At 60.8% G+C, this 20658-nt stretch carries 18 protein-coding genes and 1 tRNA gene; 16 read left to right on the forward strand and 3 right to left on the reverse strand.

Going from position 1 to position 20658, the window contains the following annotated elements:
• Positions 1–262: 262 nt before the first annotated feature.
• The 9 genes from RMR04_RS24625 (at position 263) to RMR04_RS24660 (ending at position 11429) form a co-directional block, all read left to right on the forward strand.
• Positions 263–2749 (forward strand): ligase-associated DNA damage response DEXH box helicase, encoded by a 2487-nt coding sequence (locus RMR04_RS24625; RefSeq protein WP_311911109.1) that lies wholly within the window; start codon positions 263–265, stop codon positions 2747–2749.
• Between the two features lie 68 nt (positions 2750–2817).
• Positions 2818–3480: a ligase-associated DNA damage response endonuclease PdeM gene (gene pdeM, locus RMR04_RS24630; RefSeq protein ID WP_410492284.1), complete on the forward strand. Its 663-nt coding sequence runs from the start codon at positions 2818–2820 to the stop codon at positions 3478–3480.
• Between the two features lie 117 nt (positions 3481–3597).
• A tRNA-Thr gene (locus RMR04_RS24635) sits at positions 3598–3672 on the forward strand.
• 94 nt (positions 3673–3766) lie between these two features.
• Positions 3767–5332, forward strand: a complete 1566-nt coding sequence (locus RMR04_RS24640; protein WP_311911111.1) for a DUF6538 domain-containing protein — start codon at positions 3767–3769, stop codon at positions 5330–5332.
• An 857-nt stretch (positions 5333–6189) separates the two neighbouring features.
• Positions 6190–6528 carry a helix-turn-helix domain-containing protein gene (locus RMR04_RS24645; RefSeq protein ID WP_311911112.1) on the forward strand — a complete coding sequence of 113 codons (339 nt, stop codon included), beginning with the start codon at positions 6190–6192 and terminating at the stop codon, positions 6526–6528.
• Between the two features lie 7 nt (positions 6529–6535).
• Positions 6536–7801, forward strand: coding sequence for a type II toxin-antitoxin system HipA family toxin (locus tag RMR04_RS24650; protein ID WP_311911113.1), 1266 nt, complete (start codon positions 6536–6538; stop codon positions 7799–7801).
• Positions 7802–8015: 214 nt separating this feature from the next.
• The gene (locus RMR04_RS32155) at positions 8016–8420 is read left to right on the forward strand and encodes a GNAT family N-acetyltransferase (RefSeq protein WP_410492153.1); all 405 of its coding nucleotides are present in this window, start codon (positions 8016–8018) and stop codon (positions 8418–8420) included.
• Positions 8421–8485: 65 nt separating this feature from the next.
• Positions 8486–10132, forward strand: a complete 1647-nt coding sequence (locus RMR04_RS24655; protein ID WP_311911114.1) for a DUF4403 family protein — start codon at positions 8486–8488, stop codon at positions 10130–10132.
• A 143-nt stretch (positions 10133–10275) separates the two neighbouring features.
• Positions 10276–11429, forward strand: a protein-coding gene (locus RMR04_RS24660; RefSeq protein ID WP_311911115.1) for an IS3 family transposase whose coding sequence is annotated in 2 segments (ribosomal slippage) — positions 10276–10525 and positions 10525–11429 — 1155 coding nt in all. Because the reading frame shifts where the segments join, the coding sequence is not laid out codon by codon here.
• Here the strand turns inward: RMR04_RS24660 and RMR04_RS24665 are convergent.
• From RMR04_RS24665 to RMR04_RS24675, 3 genes are all read right to left on the reverse strand, one after another.
• The gene (locus RMR04_RS24665) at positions 11426–12073 is read right to left on the reverse strand and encodes a hypothetical protein (protein WP_311911116.1); all 648 of its coding nucleotides are present in this window, start codon (positions 12071–12073) and stop codon (positions 11426–11428) included. The genes RMR04_RS24660 and RMR04_RS24665 overlap by 4 nt on opposite strands.
• Positions 12074–12277: 204 nt before the next feature.
• On the reverse strand, positions 12278–12613 hold the full coding sequence (locus RMR04_RS24670; protein ID WP_311911117.1) for a type II toxin-antitoxin system RelE/ParE family toxin: 336 nt from the start codon (positions 12611–12613) through the stop codon (positions 12278–12280).
• Positions 12610–12888, reverse strand: coding sequence for a type II toxin-antitoxin system Phd/YefM family antitoxin (locus tag RMR04_RS24675; RefSeq protein ID WP_311915933.1), 279 nt, complete (start codon positions 12886–12888; stop codon positions 12610–12612). Before RMR04_RS24675 ends, RMR04_RS24670 begins: the two co-directional genes overlap by 4 nt.
• 1067 nt (positions 12889–13955) lie before the next feature.
• Between RMR04_RS24675 and RMR04_RS24680 the strand changes: the two genes are divergently transcribed.
• The 7 genes from RMR04_RS24680 to RMR04_RS24710 all read left to right on the forward strand — a co-directional run bounded on the left by RMR04_RS24680 (position 13956) and on the right by RMR04_RS24710 (position 20619).
• Entirely contained in the window at positions 13956–14522 is a 567-nt protein-coding gene (locus RMR04_RS24680; RefSeq protein WP_311911118.1) for a hypothetical protein, read from the forward strand.
• A gap of 289 nt (positions 14523–14811) precedes the next feature.
• A complete protein-coding gene (locus RMR04_RS24685) occupies positions 14812–15150 on the forward strand; it encodes a DUF6634 family protein (protein WP_311911119.1) in 339 nt (112 codons plus the stop codon).
• Entirely contained in the window at positions 15147–15758 is a 612-nt protein-coding gene (locus tag RMR04_RS24690) for a hypothetical protein (RefSeq protein WP_311911120.1), read from the forward strand. The genes RMR04_RS24685 and RMR04_RS24690 overlap by 4 nt, the downstream gene beginning before the upstream one ends.
• 473 nt (positions 15759–16231) lie before the next feature.
• Positions 16232–16663, forward strand: a complete 432-nt coding sequence (locus tag RMR04_RS24695) for a GIY-YIG nuclease family protein (protein WP_311911121.1) — start codon at positions 16232–16234, stop codon at positions 16661–16663.
• A complete protein-coding gene (locus RMR04_RS24700) occupies positions 16660–18561 on the forward strand; it encodes an AAA family ATPase (protein WP_311911122.1) in 1902 nt (633 codons plus the stop codon). The genes RMR04_RS24695 and RMR04_RS24700 overlap by 4 nt, the downstream gene beginning before the upstream one ends.
• A gap of 362 nt (positions 18562–18923) precedes the next feature.
• Positions 18924–19700 carry a metallophosphoesterase gene (locus RMR04_RS24705; RefSeq protein WP_311911123.1) on the forward strand — a complete coding sequence of 259 codons (777 nt, stop codon included), beginning with the start codon at positions 18924–18926 and terminating at the stop codon, positions 19698–19700.
• A 559-nt stretch (positions 19701–20259) separates the two neighbouring features.
• Positions 20260–20619, forward strand: a complete 360-nt coding sequence (locus tag RMR04_RS24710) for a hypothetical protein (protein ID WP_311911124.1) — start codon at positions 20260–20262, stop codon at positions 20617–20619.
• Positions 20620–20658: the final 39 nt, after the last annotated feature.

Here is a 20658-nt window from a genome sequence, read left to right on the forward strand (position 1 = left end):
TCTGAATCCGTCTCTCATCTAGGAGTTAGAGCAGGATCAATGCGAAAAACCGGTTCCCACTTTTTCGCATAGTGTAACGTGGCTGGCTTAAAAGCTCGCTGTCACAACGAGTCAGCAGCGGATAAGAGCCGAACTTGCAAAGAACGCCAATCTTTGGGTCCAGGAGGCCCGAGGTTGCCGGAACGGCGCGGGGCACGATCGGAGCCCGCTGCTACGCTATTCCCCTTTCGTTCTCCCCCGCAGCGCCTTATCTCTGGTGCGTATGGCCGCCCTCTCCCCGCTCCCGCCCGCCTTCTCCGCCTGGTTCGCCAGCCGCGGCTGGAGCGCGCGGCCACATCAGCTTGCCCTGTTGGAGGAAGCCCGCGCCGGGCGCTCGACCCTGCTCGTCGCCCCGACCGGCGCCGGCAAGACGCTCGCCGGTTTCCTGCCCTCGCTGGTCGAACTCACCGAGCCTGGCCGCGAGCGCGAAGGGCTGCATACGCTCTACATCTCGCCGCTGAAGGCGCTCGCCGTCGATATCGCGCGCAATCTCGAAATGCCGATCGCGGAGATGGGCCTCCCCATCAAGGTGGAGACCCGCACCGGCGACACCTCGGCGGCCAAGCGCACGCGCCAGATGGAGCGGCCGCCCGACATCCTGCTGACGACGCCGGAGCAATTGGCGCTGCTGGTCTCGCATCGCGACGCGAAACCCTTCTTCGCAAACCTGCGCCGCATCGTGCTCGACGAACTGCACGCGCTCGTGACCTCGAAACGCGGCGACCTGCTCTCGCTCGATCTGGCCCGGCTGCGGACGCTCGCGCCGCAGGTCAGCGCTGTGGGCCTCTCCGCCACGGTGCGCGAGCCGGCCGATCTGCAGAGTTTCCTCGGCGGGACAAAGACCCCGGCAGGCCTCGTCACCGTCACCGGCGGGGCGAAGGCGCGCATCGGCATCCTGCAGACCGCAAGCCGCCTGCCGCTCGCCGGCCACACCACCGGCCACGCCATGGGCGAGATCTACAAGGCGATCAGCCGGCACAAGCTGACGCTGGTCTTCGTCAACACGCGCATGCAGGCGGAATTCGCCTTCCAGGCGCTGTGGAGCATCAATGACGACAACCTGCCGATCGCGCTGCATCACGGCTCGCTCGATGTCGCGCAGCGCCGCAAGGTCGAGGCGGCGATGGCGGCGGGCAAGCTCAAGGCGGTGGTCTGCACTGCGACGCTCGATCTCGGCATCGACTGGGGCGATGTCGATCTCGTCGTCAATATCGGCGCGCCCAAGGGGGCGAGCCGGTTGATGCAGCGCATCGGCCGCTCCAACCACCGCATGGACGAGCCTTCGCAGGCCTTGCTGGTGCCCTCCAACCGCTTCGAGCTGCTGGAGTGCAAGGCCGCGATTGAGGCCGTGGCGGAGGCCGCCCAGGACACCGCCGAACCGCGCATCGGGGCGCTCGACGTGCTGGCCCAGCACGTCCTCGGCGTCGCCTGCTCGGACGGCTTCGAAGCCGGCGCGCTCTATGAGGAGGTCCGCACCGCCTCGCCCTATGCCGGGCTGATGCGGGCCGATTTCGACGCGGTAGTGAACTTCGTCGCGACCGGGGGCTATGCGCTGCGCTCCTATGAGCGCTTTGCCAAGCTGCGGCAGGACAAGGCCGGGCTTTGGCGCGCCAGCGATGCCCGCGTGATCCAGCAATACCGCATGAATGTCGGCACCATCGTCGAATCGACCATGCTCAAGGTGAGGCTCGGGCGGGCGCGAACGGCTAAGCCCGGTCAGCCCTCCCGGATCAGCAGCGGCGGCCGGATGCTGGGCGAGATCGAGGAGTATTTCGCGGAGACGATGACGCCTGGCGACACCTTCATCTTCGCCGGCGAGGTGCTGCGCTTCGAGGGCATCAGCGGCAATGAGGCGATCTGCTCGCGCGCCCCGCCCGGCACCGACCCGAAGATCCCCTCCTATAATGGCGGCAAGTTCCCGCTCTCGACCTTTCTGGCCGCCCGTGTCCGCGCCATGCTGGCGAACCCGAAGGAATGGGCCTCGCTGCCCGAGGAGGTCTCGTCCTGGCTGCATGCGCAGCGCTTGAAATCGCGCCTGCCCAAGCCCGGCGAACTCCTGGTCGAGACCTTTCCGCGCGGCGGCAAGTTCTACCTCGTCGCCTACCCTTTCGAGGGCCGCCTGGCCCATCAGACGCTCGGCATGCTGCTGACGCGGCGGCTGGAGCGGGGGCGGATGCGGCCGCTCGGCTTCGTCTGCAATGATTACGGCATCGCGGTCTGGGGGCTCGGCGACATGACGGCCGCGATCGCGCGCGGGGCACTCAGCCTCGGAGAGCTCTTCGCGCAGGACATGCTCGGTGACGATCTGGAGGCATGGCTGGCCGAATCGGCCTTGATGAAGCGCACCTTCCGCAGCTGCGCCGTCATTGCGGGCCTGATCGAGCGGCGCTTTCCCGGACAGGAAAAGAGCGGCCGCCAGGTCACGATGTCGACCGACCTGGTCTATGATGTGCTGCGCCGGCACGAGCCTGAGCATGTGCTGCTCAAGGCCGCACGCGCCGACGCCGCCACGGGCTTGCTCGACATCCAGCGGCTTGGTCAGATGCTGACACGAATCAGCGGCCATATCGTGCATCAGCCGCTGGATCATGTTTCGCCGCTCAGCGTCTCCGTCATGCTCGAGATCGGGCGCGAGGCGGTCTATGGCGAGGCTGCCGACGAGATCTTGGCGGAGGCCGAAGCGATGCTGATCGAGGAGGCGATGGCGTGACCCTGGTGGCAGGATCTTGGCAGGCACGATCCTGGACACTGCAGACGCAAGGATCGACCACGGCCTTCATGCTGGGGCGCTTGGCGCTCGTGCCCGATCTGTCGGGCGCGCTCTGGCTGCCGGATGAACGCACGCTCATCGTCGCCGACCTGCATCTGGAGAAGGGCTCGGCCTATGCGGCGCGCGGCGTCTTCCTGCCGCCCTATGATTCGGCCGCGACGCTGGCTGCGCTCGCGGCCGCAATCCTGCACCATGCACCTGCCCGCGTGATCGCGCTCGGCGACAGCTTTCACGATATCCACGCCGAAAGCCGCATCGCGCCCGGCAACCTCGCGACATTGCGCCAGCTCCAGCAGGGCCGCGACTGGCTCTGGATCACCGGTAATCATGATCGCGAGATCGGCCCCGCCATGGGCGGCGAGACGGCAGCCGGCATCGAGATCTCGGGCGTCGCCCTGCGCCATGAACCCGAGGCGAGCGAGGTCGGTTTCGAGATCGCCGGCCATCTCCACCCGGCGGCGAAAGTCAGGATGCGCGGACGCGCCTTGCGGCGGCGCTGCTTCGCCTTGTCGCCGCGCCGCTGCATCATGCCGGCGATGGGCGCCTATGCCGGCGGCCTGAACCTGCGCGACGCCGCGTTCCGGCCGCTTTTCCGCCAAGGCCTGAGCGCCCATCTGCTCGGCGACGGCCGCCTCTTCCGGATTGATGAGCGGTTGCTGTTGGCTGATTGAGCTTCCCGGGTTGCATAGGCCGGGAGCTTGTGGCATCAGGACGCCGCTTCGGAACGACGCCCGCTCTGGCAATCGCCTCTCGCGACTCAGCCAGACGCTTCAAGGCCCATCGATCCTGCTGCGGTAGCTCAGTGGTAGAGCACTCCATTGGTAATGGAGAGGTCGAGAGTTCAATCCTCTCTCGCAGCACCAGCCCCAAACTCCTGAAATTTCGGAATTTCGTTGCCCCGCAAGGGTTTGGCAACCACCGCAGTGGTACACACGGGTGGTACACATGGTACTTCGCATGGCCAATCCTTGGAAACACCCGAAGACCGGAGTCTTCTATCTCCGCGTACGCGTCCCGAAGGACCTGCTACCTCATGTCGGCTCGAAACTGATCAAGCGTTCGCTCCACACGAAAGATCGTGAGGAAGCAAAACTGCTCCACAACGAAGCGGAGAAGACTCTCCTTCAACGTTGGCAGATGTTGAGGAAAGGAGTTCAGTCGCTAACTGACCGCCAGGCCGCAGCCATCGCTGGCGAGCTCTATCGCCGCTCACTTGAGGTTGGTCCCTACCGGCACATTATGCTCGGTTTGCACACATCCACCCGGTTGATGCAGATCGAGATTGCTCTCGGCGAGATGGACCAATTTCCAAGGCCAGAACTCTTCCCGCGGCAGGGAACACGAGAGGAAGCGCTGGAGCGAATTATCGGCGAGCTGGTGTCCGAGTACCTGTCCGAAAACGGGCTCCTTCTCGACCAGGTTTCGCGCGATCGCGTCCTCGTTGCTGTGGGGTACGCAATCCGGCAAGCGGCTTATCACACTCTCCGCGAGGTCGACGGCGACTGGCGGCCCGATCCAAACGCCGATCGATTCCCGAAGTTGGAATTGCCCTCGGCAAAGGACGACCAGCCCCAGGCTGCCGGGTTGTCATTCGAGGATGCCTGGAAACTGGTATCCGCCGATTATGCGCGAGGAACCTGCAAGCGCTGGCGCCCGATCCTTGAGGGCCTTATGGAATCGTCGAAGAAATCCGACATCCTCGCGGTCACGACAGCCGACATCAATGCTTGGAAAGAACGAGGGTTGGCGGCTGGCGGTATTTCCCGCCGCAGTTTCGCCCGCAACAATCTGTCTGCCGTCAAGACGTTCTTCGGCAAGCTGAAGGATTCAGAAAAGATCACGGTAAGTCCGGCAGCCGAGGTGAAAATCTCGCTCGGGAAGAAGCACAAGGCCCGCGACATGCGAGGTTTCCGCAACGAAGAAGCGTTCAAAATCCTTGAAGCTACATTCGCGGAAGCACCTGCCAAGCTATCAAAGCACTATGCTCGCGCCCGACGGTGGGTGCCCTGGCTCTGTGCCTACACCGGCGCGCGCGTCAATGAGATCACGCAAGCTCGTGCTTGCGATATCCGATTCCTTGAAGGGTATTGGTGCATTCTCATCACGCCAGAAGCTGGAACACAGAAAACGTGCAGCAAGCGGGACGTGCCGATCCATAAAGATTTGATCGACCAGGGTTTTTTGGAATTCGCACGTGCGAAGAAGGGCAAGGAGCCGCTCTTCGCACTGCAATCCACGCCTGGAAAGACGGCACCATCCGAGCTAGTTGGTGCTCATTTGGCGAAATGGGTTCGACAGATGGGAATCGACGATCCGTTCGTCGCTCCCAATCACGGTTGGCGTCACCGCTTCGAGACCGAAGCGCGCGAATGCCGAATTGAGGAGCGGTACATTGATGCCATCGCAGGTCATACGCCAGCAACTCAAGGTCGGAAATATGGTGCCTTTCCGCCCCGGGTGCTTGGTCCCGAGATCGCCAAGCTCCCACGGATCCAACTCCCCTCGGAGCGAAAGGCCGCCTAACGTCCGGACAGGTTTGCTCGGACTCGCCTCTCGGTCTGAGCAAGAGCGCAGTCATGGTTCTAGTCCAAAGCCAGATACTGATCGCTGACCTTCCTCACAAAGGGCGCTACCGCGTGTAGCGATGGAGAATGGGCTTAAGCATTCCGAAGGGGCTGACGATTGCAGGTTTCCGAGCCAGCATTTTCAAAGGCGCACTACGCGGATTTCAGCGGACATATTCACGATCGAATTTTGTCGCTCTGCGGAGTGTAGTCGGAGACAGTCGCAACGGTGCGATTCTGTTTGAGGAATGTCTCGATCAACGCCTTATAGTTGCTAGTGAAGACGGATTCTCGCTCAGTGAAGCGGGAGAAGCCATTGCGGCCAGCAAGGCCGTCTCTAGAACCGCATTGGATCGCGCCCTCCTTGTCGTCGAGAAGCTACTGGAGGATGCGGCGTCCTTGAATGCCGATCCAAGCTCTGTCCGCCTTGTGGATCCTCGACAGGGGCAGGTTCCTGATCCATGTTGCAGACGTCGGAGAGACGGACCACAGGCGGCAGTTCGCCGAGAAGCCGGTTCTTACCCAAGCGTGGAATAATCAAGAAGCGTCCGGTTCAAAGGCTCTTTCGGGAGCCTTTTCTATTTTGAGCAGGCTTTGCCGGCTGCTACCTCAATGTGATCACAACGCTGACCTTCGAGGTCACGAGCGAGGCAGTCCGCGGCATAAGTCCCCAGCCTCAAAATGTAGCTTGAATTCGACATAAAACTAATTTGAGTCGCCTATAGGCGACATGATTGAGTTTTAAACCAGGAATTGGTATGTTGTCGATTATCGGCGCTAAGCTCGCTTACGTCGCCTATAGACGACAGGTGATCGATGACCCGCAGGCCTCACATCTCGCTTACGCCTGAAGCCAAGCATGCGGCCCTCTCGCTCGGCGAACGGCTGCGCAAAGCTCGCTTGCGACGCAACATGACCCTTGAAGATGCGGCCAGCCGCCTGGGCATTCACCGGGAAACTCTATCGCAAGTCGAGCGCGGCAATCCGAACGCAGCCATCGGCACCGTTGTCGGTGCACTCTGGGTGTACGGCCTGCTGCCGACACTGACGGATGTCGCTTCCCCAGAGCTCGACATGGTCGGTCGATCTCTGGAAGCAGTGGGCGGTCGCCAGCGGGCTCGGCCGGGCTTGGGAGGCATGGACAATGACTTCTGACAGGCCCGTGAAGGAGATCGGCTGCTTTGTGTACATGACGCTGCCCGGGCGGACCGAGGCGGTTGTAGCCGGTCGATTGGAAATCGAGCAAACCGGCATCGAGCCGGTGGGGCGTTTTGTTTATGGCCAGTCGTACCTTGGTAATCCGGACGCCGTGCCCATCGATCCGATGGAGATCGCTGCGCTTGAGAACAAGGTATTCACCCATGTCGGTGACAACGGGATGTTCTGGGCCTTTCGGGATTCTTCACCCGACTTCTGGGGCCGAACCGTCATCCAGCGCGCGTTGGGAGCCGAGCTCGACGAAGTCGGGTACTTGCTGAACTCTCCCGATGATCGCGCGGGTGCTCTGGGCTTTGGAACGGGGCCTCGCCCGCCCGCTCCCGAAAGGAAATTCAATCGGACCTTGGATCTCGAAGAGCTGCAGCAGACAGCTGACGACATTCTTGCCGACCGCGAAGTGGTCGATCGCCACAATGCCGAGCAGGTGGAACGCCTCCTATTGCACGGCACGTCCATGGGCGGGGCACGTCCAAAGGCCGTCGTCGAGGACGGCGAGGCACTTTGGATCGCGAAATTCAGCCGCCAAGACGACACCTACAACGTCCCGATTGTTGAGCACTCAATGCTCGAACTGGCACGCGAATGCGGAATCAGCACCGCTCAGTCGAAGCTTGTCACCATTGGCGGCAGGCATGTGCTGATGGTAAAGCGCTTTGATCGCGACAAGGCCGACTGCGGATGGCTGCGGTACCGTATGGTCAGCGGCCTGACCACTTTGGAAACGGGCGAATCCGACCGCTCGCGTTGGTCTTATCCCATTTTGGCTGACGCAGTTCGTCGATTGAGCAGCAACTTCCGAAGCGATCTGGACGACCTGTTCCGACGGGTGACGTTCAACATGCTCATCAGCAACGACGACGATCACCCCCGCAACCACGCCCTACTGGCTCGAAACAGAAGTTGGAGCCTGTCGCCGGCCTATGACCTGACGCCGCGATCGAGCATCGCCACCAGCCGCTTTCTCGCGATGTCGATGGGGAACGGCAACCGAGCTGCCACGAAAGAGAATCTCTTTTCCGAGCTCGACCGCTTCATGATCGAGACCGACGAGGCAGAGGAAATCGTCGCAAAGCTCTCCGCCATTATCGAGCGGCGCTGGTATGGGATCTGCCGCGAGAATGGCCTGCCCGAAGCCGATTGTGAGCGAATTAGGCTGGCATTTGGGAACGAAGGTTTCGATTGGGCGGAGCCGGTTGCGCCGACCCCGTAAGCAAGGCGCTGAGCCGGCCGGATTGGCTAGCCGATCGATTGCGGAAAGGCTGAGCCGGACGCGATGCCCTGCGTGCCCGACCGTCGACTTCAGTTGAACTCTCGCTGCAGTCGTTGGTCGCTGATCGAGTGGCACAGCCGGATCGTACCGATTCAGAGTGCCGGAGTGGTACGCAGGAAGCTGGTCATTACTGAATAGAGGACTCGCGCCTTTCATGATCGAGACACAGCGATTGTTCCTGCGCGGCTGGCGTGAAGAGGATAAGCCTCGCTTCGCTGAAATCACGAACACACCGCGCATGATGGAACATATGGGTGGCGTGCGGTCGCGGGCGGAAGTCGACGAACTGATCGATAGGCAAATCGCCACACAGGTGGCCCACGGCCTTTCGATGTGGGCCATGGAAGATAAGGCCAGCGGACTCGTTATCGGGATTTGCGGTCTTCGCTACGGAGGGCAACCGCGTATAATGAGCCAGGGTGAACCACGGCATAAATCGGCTCCGATTCAGTTCGGATTTCGATCGGATCGGGATAGGGGCCGTATCCGGTATTGCTACCACTCCTCTCGTTCTATCCCGTCGACAATCGACACGGAGGACCACAATTCGTGGTTTTAACCTCTTGTCCCTGCAACTGATTGCAAACACTATGAAAGCTATCCGATAAATGTGAGGGGTATGTCGTGCTCAAGGCCACTCGACCTTGTTTACTGATCTGCGCGGTCTGCGTCTCCTTGGCGGGTTGCAACGAGGCGGCGCTCTTTCAAGCACCTCCTCGCGGTGGAGATCCAGCGCCATCACCTGCCGCATCGGACAGCGTCATCACGCTCGTCGCATCACTCCCCTATGCCGCGCTAGCCCAGATTGCAGAAGCCAAAATCCCCAAGAGCGTTCCTCTAGGAGGCGATGGACATGTGGCCTGTATGGACGTGCCATATCTCAACCCAGGCCACGTTGGTTCGCATCAGGAGTGTTTCAATAAGCCCTATGTCGATTTTCGGGGTGTCGGCACAGAGAGAGTCTGCGTGAACGTTCCCGACATTACTGGCCCTAGCATAGGATCAAGAAATCAATGTGCCGACTACCATTGGAATGCCGACGTCAATAAAGACGGCCCCGTTCGGATCGGAAAGTCGGGCGCGGATATCCAAGTCGCGCAGAATATCCATATCACCGGCAAGGCTGGACTGGGTGGTAACCTCGCCGGAGCGCTCTCTCTGTCCGGCAAAAGCTTCGACGCGCGGGTTTCATCGGCTATGAACCTCAATGTCGGCCTCGACAATCGCTGGTGTCCTATTGTCAAGGTCGCTCCCGTTGGGCGATGGGTCGACAGTGCTTCCGTCGAAGTGGTCGGCCGAAATTGCGTCGGGATCGACCTCGGTCCACTTGGTCATCCGCAGATTTGCGCCGGTCCCGTAAATTTGGGATTGGCCGATGTCCTGAACAGCGAGTTTGACAAGCACCGCGACGATATCCAACACGCAGCGCAAGGCGCTCTATCGTGCGACATGGTACGTGAAAAGGTCGGGGAACAATGGCACCCGTTCTCGATCAAGATCGACAGATCTGGACAGGCGCCTCTCTTTCTCAACATTGAACCGAAGGCGGCCGGCTTCTCTGGACTGCTTGCTGGAGACGGCGCGAGCAAGATCGTTGTGCGCGTTGGTGTAAAGACCGTTCTGTCGCCGTCCGAAATGTCGAACACGGGCGGAACCGTCCCCGAGCTCGACTCAGTTGCCGCCAACCAGGGCGGTCTCGATATCAACCTTCAGGCAGTGGCTCCTTATGATTTCCTGAAGAACGAGTTGGCGGCCGCTATGAAAGGAAAGACCTTCAAGAAGGATACCGCAGCCGGCGTAATTGAAGTCCGGATCGACGATGTCGACCTCTATCCGAGCAATGGTTCTCTCGCCGTAGGCCTGAAAATCGATGCGAAGCTGCCGGGGCGGTGGTTCGACACGACCGGATGGGTCTACTTGTCCGGAAAGCCCACGCCTGTTCAAAATGGCAAGGCGATTGCGATCGAAAACATCGGCTTTGCAACGGTCCTCGACAGTGCATTCTGGACTGCGGTCCAGGGTCTCTTCGAGACAGAAATTCTTTCGACTTTGAAGGGATACGCTCAGTTCGACCTCAGCAAGGAAATCGATAAAGCGGCCTCTCAGATCACATCGGCCATCGCCAAAGCCGATGTGGCTGGTCTCAAGATCACCGCTGGGCCGCCAGCGATTCAACTGACGGGCGCCTACATTGCTACCGACACCTTGATCGTGACCACGAAGCTGAGCATGAGTGTCGACACAGAGCTGACCGCCGCGCTGATCAAATGACCACCCTCGACCCGAGCCCAGCTAAGTCGTCTCATTGGGTTCGACCGAGTGTTCAGGCGTGCGCGTTGAGAAAATGAAGAAGTGGCCTGCTGCCGGTTTCGTGGACACCGAGATTAGGTGTTTCATGAAGCCGGAGGTGGCGTATGCAGCGAAGACGATTTGGGCGTGAGTTCAAGATCGAGGCGGTTCGCCTGATCAGGGAACGCGGGGTGAGCGTCGCGCAGGCGTCTCGGGATCTGGAGGTCCATGAGAACGTGCTGCGCAAATGGGTGAAGGAGTTTGCCGCCGATCCAGGGCAGGCGTTTCCTGGACAGGGTCATGTGAAGCCCGAGCAGCTCGAGATCGAACGGCTGCGGCGTGAGGTGGCCAAGCTCAAGGCGGAGCGCGATATCCTAAAAAAGGCCGCAGCCTACTTCGCGAGGGAAGCGATATGAGGTTCGCTTTCATCGCGAGGCACCGGAGCATCTGGCCGGTGGCATGGCTTTGCGAAGCGCTGGATGTCTCCCGCTCCGGGTTCCATGCCTGGCTGACGCGCTCGCCGAGCCAGCGCTCCGTGGACGACGAGGTGGTTGGCGCCAAGGTCTATGCGAGCTTCAAGGCGAGCGACCGGACCTATGGCGCTCGCCGTGTCTGGCGTGATGTCCTGGCTGACGGCGTCTGCTGTGGCTTGCACAAGATCGAGCGCCTGATGCGGATACAGGCCTTGCGGGCGCGTCCCCGGCGTCGTGGCCTTCCGAAGGACGAGGGAGCACGACTGACCTCGGTCATCGCGCCCAACGTCCTCGATCGTCAGTTTACCGCGACCCGGCCGAACCAGCGCTGGATCGCCGACTTCACCTATGTCTGGACGGCGGAAGGCTGGCTTTATGTGGCTGCCGTGATCGATCTGTTCTCACGGCGTGTCGTCGGCTGGTCGATGAAGGCGGAAATGACGGCGGCGCTCGTGACCGACGCGCTGGTCATGGCGATCTGGCGGCGGGGCAAACCGGGCGCCCTGCTGCACCACTCGGATCAGGGCAGCCAATACACAAGCCAGCACTTCCAGGAGCTGCTGGCCGAGAACGGCGTCACCTGCTCGATGAGCCGATCGGGCAACGTCTGGGACAACGCCGCGATGGAGAGCTTCTTCTCCTCGCTGAAAACCGAGCGCATCAGGGGCCAAGTCTACCGCACGCGCGACGCGGCCAGAGCAGATGTGTTCGACTACGTCGAGAGGTTCTACAACACGATCCGCAGGCACTCGACCATCGGCTATCTCAGCCCGGCCGAGTTCGAAAAGAAGGTCGGATTAGCTTAACTGCGCGTCCACGAAACCGGCAGCAGGCCAAAGACCGCTAACGCCGCCATACCGATCGCTGCGAGTGGCAAGCAATAAAAGGTCAGTGGCGTCACGGATCTCGGAAACAGTTCGACGCCTGACGAACAAGGAGCCTCACCGGCACCAGTCTTGCGAAGGCGCATCTGTTTCCCCTCCTTGGCGATGGGTGACCACAGGAGGGTCGTTTCTGAACCCTTGTAGAAGTTTTGGGTGTCCTGCTCGCAGATGTCGCCGGACTCGGCCTCGGCCATGCAGCGGACGATGCCAGCAAATGGCATGGCGACGAAGATCAACAGAACACAAGCCTGAAAGACTTTCGCCTCCCACGCGGCTGTGTTGAGCCCTTCGAGCCAGATTATCGGGATACGCGAGTGCCATTGATTGCCATGGCGCCTCGCGTGCGAAAGGAGGGCGATCGATGCCAACAGGAACAATCCACCTCCGACGATTGCCCCGAAATAACCGATGGCCGGATTGTTGTCGGCAGCGTTGCCGCCCTTGTCGCCGAAGAGCCGGCCCAGGAACTCGGAGCCACCCTGAAGCGAGATGATGCTCGTTGCCAGGTAGAGAACACATGCGACGGACAGCCACTGCCATAGTTGGGTGAAATGCGTTTTGGTCATCCTTCGTCCCCGATAGTTGAAAGCTGCGCGGAGTAAGAGGGCCTCGGTGATCGCTACTTGCGCATCCCCGAAATCGCAATCCTTACGTGCTTGGCATACCGCACCGCCCCGCTCCAACTCGTCTGTTGCTTTTCGGCGGACGAAGTCACAGCACGCCAAGGTTCGTCCGTTCGCTCTCAGCGCAACAGCGGAGTAGGCTCGCGATCACCGGCCAAGCAGCCGGCGTTCAAGCAAAGCATGCATGTCGCGGCGGCCGTCGGCGATGACGAAGATGACGACTTTGCTGCCGATCACGCGGTAGATCAGGCGATACGGATCGAGCAGAATCTGCCGGAATTCCCGAATACCTAACGCCTCAAGCTCCTTGGGAAAGCTGCCCCGTTCCGGGTAACGCTCCAGTGTGGAGATCTTCTCAATGAATGCATCGAGCAACGACTCGGCCGCTGCGATTGAACGGTGTCCAGCAAGGTAGTCGTGAATGGCTTCGAGATCTTCCTCCGCGCCTTGCGTCAGCTCGACCTCAAAGCGGCCTTCCTTCATCGACGATCGGCCGCTTTTCCGCGCAGTCTTTCGACGACAGCACGAGCTGGCTTGGTCTGGCCTGCATCAACATCCTGATTGCCGATGGCAAGCAGCTTCAACAGCGCGAGCGTCTCTTGCGTCTGCTCGAAGGAGGCAACATCCTGCAGCACCGCCCTGGCCTCGCCATTCTGCGTGATCACTAGAGGCTCTCGCCTTTCGGCGAGGTTGAGGAGGATGTCGGCTGCGTTGGCCTTGAGATAGCTGATCGGCTTGACTTGGGCAGAATACCGCAAAGGGACCTCCCGAACTAAATTCAGTCCGAATATAGTTCGGTCGCGAGCGCCGTGCAACTGCATAGGCCGCAGCCCCTATCGAACCCGACCATCCAGCGAGACGAACACTGTGCATCAGTGCCATCCAAAGTTTGTATATAAATTTTGGACGCCAAGCGTGAGGACGGAAGGTCGGATCCGTCGCGAACAGGCAGGGCGGCAGGTTCCTGCCACCGCGCTCCAACTCCGCAAACCGGTATCAGTTGGTAGGCTTCGGGGGTGAAGAATGGATTTATTCCCACCCTGCTCCTCCGGCTAGTGTACGCCGCCATCCGCGGGCCAAGCCACGCATGGCCAATCTTGCCCTAACAAGATGCGTGCATTTCTCTGATGGGAATTACCTCGATCGAAAGATGCATTTCGGATCCTGCCGTCCAAGCGCTATCGCACGTGGGCCGCCTATGCCGAGAATCGATTATTGGGAGTACAGGCGAGCCATCGACTTTGCCAAACACCTGTCAGAGCGCGAAGAGAATAAGCTCCCGTTTTCCAGAGCGCTTGTTGGATCTCTCGGCGAGATCGGCTTCAAATCCAGTTTCAATTTGCTGTCAGCCAGGCAAGGCCGGAACCAGTCTTTACGGTGGAAACCCCATTTCAACCCCCATGGAGGCGGTGATGGAGGCTATGACTACCGCGCTGGTGAGTGGACCATTGACGTCAAAGTACATCGAAAGGGTCTGACAGTCCCGGCAGCTCGGGGGGCTGACGTTTACGCGAAGGTCCGCCTCAAGGTACCAAAGGGGGAATCTCCCTATTGGTTTTGCGAAGGAGTGGCACGGGGCTGGGCCAGCCGCCAGTTCAACCTGCGCGCAGAATTTATCGGTTGGATAAGCAAATTGGACTTGCCAGCAGGCACCGGCGTACCGGGGGGTCTGCACCTCGATGATCGGCAGCTAGATCCGTCTCTAAACCGCCTACTGGATTTTGTGAGTTCGCCGAAGACAGCGCCGGCTCATCCAAGAACGCGTGACTAGCCGATAGGCGGAGTAATCCTCTTCGGCGTGGAGTTCGATCCGGGTTCGGACATCATGCAGATCGAGATCGACCTGGTTGATCAGCGTACGAAACTGCGAGGTCCCACCGCAGTCTTCCTTGCTCGCAGCCATGGCTCGACCGCGGTGGTACGCTACCTCGCGAATCGCGACCTTCTCCGTCTGGCGGGCCGAATATCTGGGCTAAACGACGATCAATCGGGCTACATGGCACCCGAACGTGTAAGCGTTTTCCTGTTAACGATTTGGCAACTTTCCTGCAGTTATGGTGGAGCCACGTTCGAGCTAACGCTTGTGCGCAAGCTGACGTGCGAACCAGGTTATGGCTCCGGCCGCCGCGACCTCCCGAGGCCAACCAGCCTTGGTCGCGCGCTGAAGCACCGACCGAAGCGTAACATCCAAGGCTCGGGCAGCATCATTGGTGCCGGCGTCTTCGGTGCCCAGATCGAGCGCTCCAGGCGGTTCGATCTGCTGTCGAAGCATGGCGCTCAGAATCAGGGCCATGTGATCCGGCGGGCCATCCTTGGCCCAGTTTTGGACAGTGCGAACGGGCAGACGATGCTCGCGTCCAAAGCTGGACTGCGTGTGCCCCAGCTTGGCTAAAGCCTCTTTGAAGGCAGCTCCGTCCATCTGCTTCCCGTTGCGTGAGCAGCAATGTGAGTCGGCCAGCCAGTCTTTGTGCAGGCACGATCACCGCTTCTCCCCCGACAGTGCAAGAAGCACGGTTAATGAGCCGTTGAGCTCAATCCTTGGCCCGCCGGTAGGATTTAACCTCTCGGTCATGGATTACACCGATTTGGCGTAGCGCAATCCTTGTTGCGTCCCCAGTCAACTCCCTCGCTTGCCCAAGCGCCTCCTCCCGCCTGCCCCATCACGAAGACGGAGTACTCCCATGAGTTTCGACGATCCGCTGCGACGCGAAAACGCGATGAAAAAGATCGAGCTCCTTCGCAAGCTGACCGAGGACCTAGTTGGCATCATGGACGGCTCTCGCCCGACCGCCAGTGAACTCAGCAACGCAGTCAGCCTGGTCGGTGCCCAGGTTTGTGAACTTGCAGTCCCATGTCTCGCTGGGCTGGCACAGGGTCACCCCGAACTCGGCACCAAGCTGATTACGACCTCACAGATCTTCTCTGCCGATCCAGAAGGGCGCTGGGTTCGGACCCTGTCGCGCTTCTACCGGATAGAGCCCTCCGGCGAGCAGCAGACATTTCGAGGGAGGTTGCAATGAGGTTTCGAGGCAGCAAGGCCGCGGGTTCGTTCTGCTGCGATAAAGAGGGCAGCTTCGAACTCCTCGTTCATTGCGAGGCCGACTCCACCATTCACAGCTACGCAGAATTCAACTTCGGCTCGGTCCTATCGCCACACGAGGCCGAGCTCTTCGGCGATATCGCCGCCTACTTCATTCGGCACGCCGTCGGGCTGTTCGTCATATGCGTTGAGCCTTCAACACCACGGCCGACGCGTCGTTATCGCAGGCTGCGCAGCAAAGCAGACGAAACGCTCGCCAGGCGTTCCATCTGGCTTTTCACCACGACCATCGAGGACCTCCGGCGCGATCCATACTGGCTCAACGCATGTGAAATTGCCCGATGCGCCCAAGCCGACCTGACCTACGCCGATCAGTCCCGCATCATCGACTTCCTTGCGCTAGAAGGCCAAGCCGCGATCATGGATTGCGCAAGGCGGTGCCGCTCCAGCCTGGACAGCTGTGATGCCGTCCTGCGGCTCGTCTCCAGCGGAATCCTCGCCATCGACGCCGACACTCCGCTGACAACCGCGAGCCTGGTCCGGCTTCAATCGGGAGCTCCTTCGGGCTCTCCCCTGACCTGGCTGTAGATCCCGCGACGGTAGCAGGTGACGTGCATCGGTACCTACTATCCTCGCGACCACTCTATCTGGCCCCCCTATCTCACCAGCAGCCAGCGCCGAAGCCACTTGGCTATCCAGCTGCCTGTGAAGGCCGCAACGAGCAGTTAGCGCCAAACGCTAATCCCAACCTTCAGAGTCGTGCTTCCCTAAGCGCGACCTGTTCAACTTGGCTTCGGCACACGGCTCATTTCTAGCCGGCATGCGATAGACGCCAACGCGTTCGCTCGCGTCATCGCGATTCCTCTCCGAATCGGAAATCCGCAATGCGAGCATCGTCCACCCCAGGCCGCGACCCATTCTGCGTCGGTCCGGTCAAAATCACCCTGCAGAGCCGCAATCCACTGGGCCCCTCGATCCGGCGTTTGGATACCTCACAGGTCGTCGCTCTGACGTTTCCCCGAACCGCGTGGCACAGCGTCACGGCCTGGCCGGAGCTCGCGATGCCCGGCGTCTACATGCTGATCGCACCCGGTCCGGACAATCACGCACTGCGCATCCGTGTCAGCCAGGCGCGGTGCGTTCTCGAACGGCTGGTTCAGCACCGGCGCACCCGAGATGATCTCCAGTACGTCCAGGTTGCGGTGGTCGTCTGCGCACCTGACCCCATGCGCGAAGATATTGCCAACTTTGTCGCACAGCGCCTCGCTCTCACCATCGCCCGGACCGGCATGGCTGTCGTCGACGGGCATTTCGAACTTAATCCCCGTCTCGATGTGCAGACCCAACGCGTCGCCCAAGACGTTTTCAAGGACGCCCTCCTGCTACTTGGCCCCATCGAGCCGATGACCGCAATGCTTTGCGCGACCATCGCACGGCAGGAACACCGCACCTCGCCCTCCCAGACTCGATCACCAGAAAGGAGCGACAGATGAGCAAGCTAGCCATGGCAGACATGCTGTTTCCGGATGACGATCTTCCGGAAGGCAAGCCTCAGCGGCAGCTTTCACTGAAGGCAAAATATCTGCAGTCGCGCCAACTGCCCGGGCCAGCGATCGCTCGGCGCATGCTCTGGTCTGCGGCCGGACCGGAATTGCTGCGCGACATAAGCCGGCGGCGCCCCAGCGTCATTCTCATCGAGACGCCCGATGACTGGTTCGACCTGATCCACGAGGCCGCTCGCGATCTCATACGCGCTGCCGACTTTGTGACGTGCCAGTCCGCAAAAGCGAGCAAACAGTCATCGACCCAGGAAGCTGGCCTCATCAGTGCAACAGCTAGCACCCGATCGCTCGTGGTCATCGCCGCGATCGGCGTCAGCGCTATCAGCCGGTCGGTACTACTGTCCCTAGATCATCGCGTTGTGATCAAGCCGCCTGATCGTGCGATCCTGGCAGGCGCGCTGCGTACCGTCTTCGGGCTGCGCAGGCCCCCCTCTCTGCCGCCGGATATCGTGCCAATTTCCGATGCGGCCGCGGTCGTGGCCGCTATCCGCCCCGCCGAGAACTCTGGTCGGGCCATCGCACGGCTCACCGCTTTGTCCGATCCAGCGCACTCGTCGGCAGCGGCACTCCCGCCCGGTCCCGGCCTCGAGGAGCTAGGAGGATACGGCGCCGCCCGGGACTGGGGCCTTCAACTGGCGGGGGATCTCGAAGAGTATCGTGCCGGCAGAATAGATTGGACCCAGTTGAGCAGTGCGGCGATCCTTCATGGCCTCCCGGGCGTAGGCAAAACCTTCTTCGCCGCAGCACTGGCCAGGAGCTGCCGAGTGCCGCTTGTGAACACATCCCTCGGCAGGATCTTCGCTACGACCACTGGCCATCTCGATACCGTCATCAAAGGGCTGGATGCAGCGTTCTCGGAAGCACGTGCCGTGGCGCCTTCGGTGCTTTTCATCGACGAACTTGATTCCTTGCCTGACCGCGCCACGCTGAGCGACAGAGGCCGCGACTGGTGGTCGCCCGTCTGCAATCACTTTCTAAAACTGCTCGACGAGCAGCGCCATGGCGTGATCGTCCTGGCGGCGACGAACCTCGTCGGCCGGATCGATGCGGCCATCCTTCGGCCCGGCCGCATCGATCGTCACTTTAAAGTCGAGCTGCCCACCGAGCCCGAGCTGGTTATGATCCTGCGGCTCTACCTGCATGACGAGTTCAGCGAAGACGAGATTAGCAGTCTGGCCCCACTGGCACAGGGTCTGACAGGTGCAGGTGTCGCACTTGCCGTGAAGACGGCGCGCGCTGAGGCGAGGCGCGAAGGCCGCAGACTGGAGTTGCGCGACTTAATCGACAGGATTGCCCCAGACAACCGGAATATTGCCGATTTGCATCGGATTAGCGTGCACGAGGCCGGGCACGCCCTCGTCGCAATATTGCTGAACAAGAGGGTGTCATACGTCTCGACGGTCCCGGGCTCGGGATATGGCGGCGCTTCTCTGATCGAGATGACGGGGCCTATCGCGACCCGCTGCGACCTTGAGGATCAGGTCGCCATCTCTCTTGCCGGGCGCAACGCCGAGCGCCTGATCCTCGGCGAAGCCAGCTCTGGGTCACATTCGGATCTTCGTTTAGCGACATGGCTCCTAGCAGCGATGCACGGTTCGTTCGCGATGGGCGATACGCTCGTGCAGCAGGCGCCGATCGACAGCAGCCCATCGTTGCTGGCCGATCCAGAATTCCGCAGCCTTGTCGAAGTCGATATGCGCCGTATCGATGAGCGCTGTGCCCAGCTGCTTGTCAGCAACGTCGACGCCCTCAAACGTATCATCGCCAACCTGCTCGAACATCGCGTGCTGGCCGAGGATCAGGTCCTGAAGCTCGCCAGACTTTCATGACTTTGCCAGACCCACAAGCACAAGCATGACTGACCAACCTCGATCTTCTTGCACCCTCGAAAAAGGCCCCGCATCCGCCAAGCGGGCGAGCTTTTGCAGAACCGTTCGCGCGCTCCATTGAGCCTCCGCGCCGGCCCGTGACTCGCAGAGTTCAGGGTACGACCAACGGGTTACCGGCGCGCGGCGAGCCAGCCCCGAGCGCCTCGAGGACGGCATCATCACCCCTCGCAGCGGCCGCGCCGCAGAGAACTTGCTGCTGATGAACGCTTCGTCGGGCCCAGGATCTCATGAAACCGGATCGCGAGATGCCGGCAGCCACCAGCCCGCCCACTCCCAACATGCACACATCAAAGGACCACACAATGCGACTGCTTCTCATAAGCGACATACATTTGGAGTTCGACAGCTTCGATCTTCCAGCAGATCTGAATTTCGACATCGCAATTTTCGCCGGCGATATCTGGAAGCCAGTGTCCAATTCAGTCCGTTGGCTGACGGCCCAACGTGAGGGTCCTCTGCAGCGGAAGCCGGTCATTCTTGTCCCTGGTAATCATGAATTCTACGGGACCGAAATCACCGCAAGCAGAGAGGAGGGGCACGATCTTGCAGCGCTATCGGGTATTCACTTGCTCGATCCAGGCACGGTGACCATTGACGGCGTCCGTTTTGTGGGCGCGACTTTGTGGACGGATTTTGATCTTTACGGTCGCTCAATTGCGTCGCGGAGAGTAGCGACGCGCGGCATGAACGACTTCAGGCGCATCAAGATCCAGGATGCCAAGGTTCGCCATTTCACCGCGGACGACGCCTTAGCTCTTCATCGTCATGACCGTGCTTTCATCGAGAAAACCCTCGCACAGCCGTTCTCCGGGCAGACGGTCGTAATCACCCATCATGCGCCTCACCCTGAATCCGTTCCGCACGAATTCCGCGGCGATCCGCTCGCGCCAGCCTTCGCATCCAACCTGGCTGGGTTGATCATGGAATATCGGCCCAGCGTCTGGGTGCATGGTCATGACCATCATCATCACGACTATACGGTTGGAAGCACCCGGATCGTCGCGAACCCGGCCGGGTATCCGCTCCGTGACGGACGTGAGAACCGACAGTTCGATCCCCACTTCACCATCGAGGTTTGACGCACTGACTTGGTCGCAACCCTCGCCACCGACGCCGACAGACCGCTGACAGCCGCGATCCTGGTCCGGCTTCAATCGGGGTCTCCTTCGGGCTCGCCCCTGACTTGGCAGTAGATCCCCCTGCCCGATCAACCATCCCTCAACGGTAGCAGGTGACGTGCATCGGCACCTATTACCCAGCGCACAAACATAAACTCATCGAAACCCCGCTTTCCGGCCTTGGCCTGAGCTTTCCAAGGCACCCTGCAGGGCCTGCTATGCCCTGCAATTGCGGACGCCTCCATTCACCGCAAACCTTCCTCAGCCTCCGCTACGCCGGCCTCGGAGACGTCGAACTCCCGGCGCGAACCGCGAGCCCCCCGGAGGTCACCCCGTTCAGCCTGCACTTCCTGCCACGCTCATCCGCTTCAAATGCGACTGGGCATTCAGCCCGCCCTCAGGACCGAGGCCACCATGAAAACCACTGCTTCGATGCTCGACGATCTCCCCCTGGAAGACGACGATAACGCCCAGGATCGCATCCGCCCGCTGACCGGTGACGAGCTCAGGAAGCTCTTCCGTGACGCCTGACCAGATCGCAGCCCTGAACCGAGCGATATCGAAGCTCTTCAACCGCTGGCAGGTCGACGACGAACTCGGCTCGCGCATCCTTGCGCTAGATGCAGAGCGTTATCGCACCTGGAGGCTCGGCGAACTCAATTGCCCCGACGACGACCTAAGGCTGCGGCTCAGTCTTCTGCTCGGCATCCATGTGCAACTCTGCACCTTCTTCAGCAAACCGGAACGTGGCTACGCCTGGATGGCCAAGCCGAACGATGTGTTCGGCGAAAGCCCGTTGAGCATGCTCAGCAGCGGCGATCTCAACGTCCTGGTGCGCCTTCAGGCCTATCTCGCCGCGGAAACGCAGGCTCCCTTTTAGTTCACGTTGAGCAGCGCATTGCGCCGACAGCTTCCGTGG

The sequence above is a fragment of the Bosea sp. 685 genome, assembly GCF_031884435.1.
GTDB lineage: Bacteria > Pseudomonadota > Alphaproteobacteria > Rhizobiales > Beijerinckiaceae > Allobosea.

Excerpts from the sequence above, each read along its gene's own strand:
- RMR04_RS24625 (WP_311911109.1), top strand. The coding sequence starts at position 263 with ATGGCCGCCCTCTCCCCGCTCCCGCCCGCCTTCTCCGCCTGGTTCGCC.
- pdeM (WP_410492284.1), top strand. The coding sequence starts at position 2,818 with ATGCTGGGGCGCTTGGCGCTCGTGCCCGATCTGTCGGGCGCGCTCTGG.
- RMR04_RS24640 (WP_311911111.1), top strand. The coding sequence starts at position 3,767 with ATGGCCAATCCTTGGAAACACCCGAAGACCGGAGTCTTCTATCTCCGC.
- RMR04_RS24645 (WP_311911112.1), top strand. The coding sequence starts at position 6,190 with ATGACCCGCAGGCCTCACATCTCGCTTACGCCTGAAGCCAAGCATGCG.
- RMR04_RS32155 (WP_410492153.1), top strand. The coding sequence starts at position 8,016 with ATGATCGAGACACAGCGATTGTTCCTGCGCGGCTGGCGTGAAGAGGAT.
- RMR04_RS24665 (WP_311911116.1), bottom strand. The coding sequence starts at position 12,073 with ATGACCAAAACGCATTTCACCCAACTATGGCAGTGGCTGTCCGTCGCA.
- RMR04_RS24670 (WP_311911117.1), bottom strand. The coding sequence starts at position 12,613 with ATGAAGGAAGGCCGCTTTGAGGTCGAGCTGACGCAAGGCGCGGAGGAA.
- RMR04_RS24680 (WP_311911118.1), top strand. The coding sequence starts at position 13,956 with ATGCAGATCGAGATCGACCTGGTTGATCAGCGTACGAAACTGCGAGGT.
- RMR04_RS24685 (WP_311911119.1), top strand. The coding sequence starts at position 14,812 with ATGAGTTTCGACGATCCGCTGCGACGCGAAAACGCGATGAAAAAGATC.
- RMR04_RS24690 (WP_311911120.1), top strand. The coding sequence starts at position 15,147 with ATGAGGTTTCGAGGCAGCAAGGCCGCGGGTTCGTTCTGCTGCGATAAA.
- RMR04_RS24695 (WP_311911121.1), top strand. The coding sequence starts at position 16,232 with ATGCCCGGCGTCTACATGCTGATCGCACCCGGTCCGGACAATCACGCA.
- RMR04_RS24700 (WP_311911122.1), top strand. The coding sequence starts at position 16,660 with ATGAGCAAGCTAGCCATGGCAGACATGCTGTTTCCGGATGACGATCTT.
- RMR04_RS24705 (WP_311911123.1), top strand. The coding sequence starts at position 18,924 with ATGCGACTGCTTCTCATAAGCGACATACATTTGGAGTTCGACAGCTTC.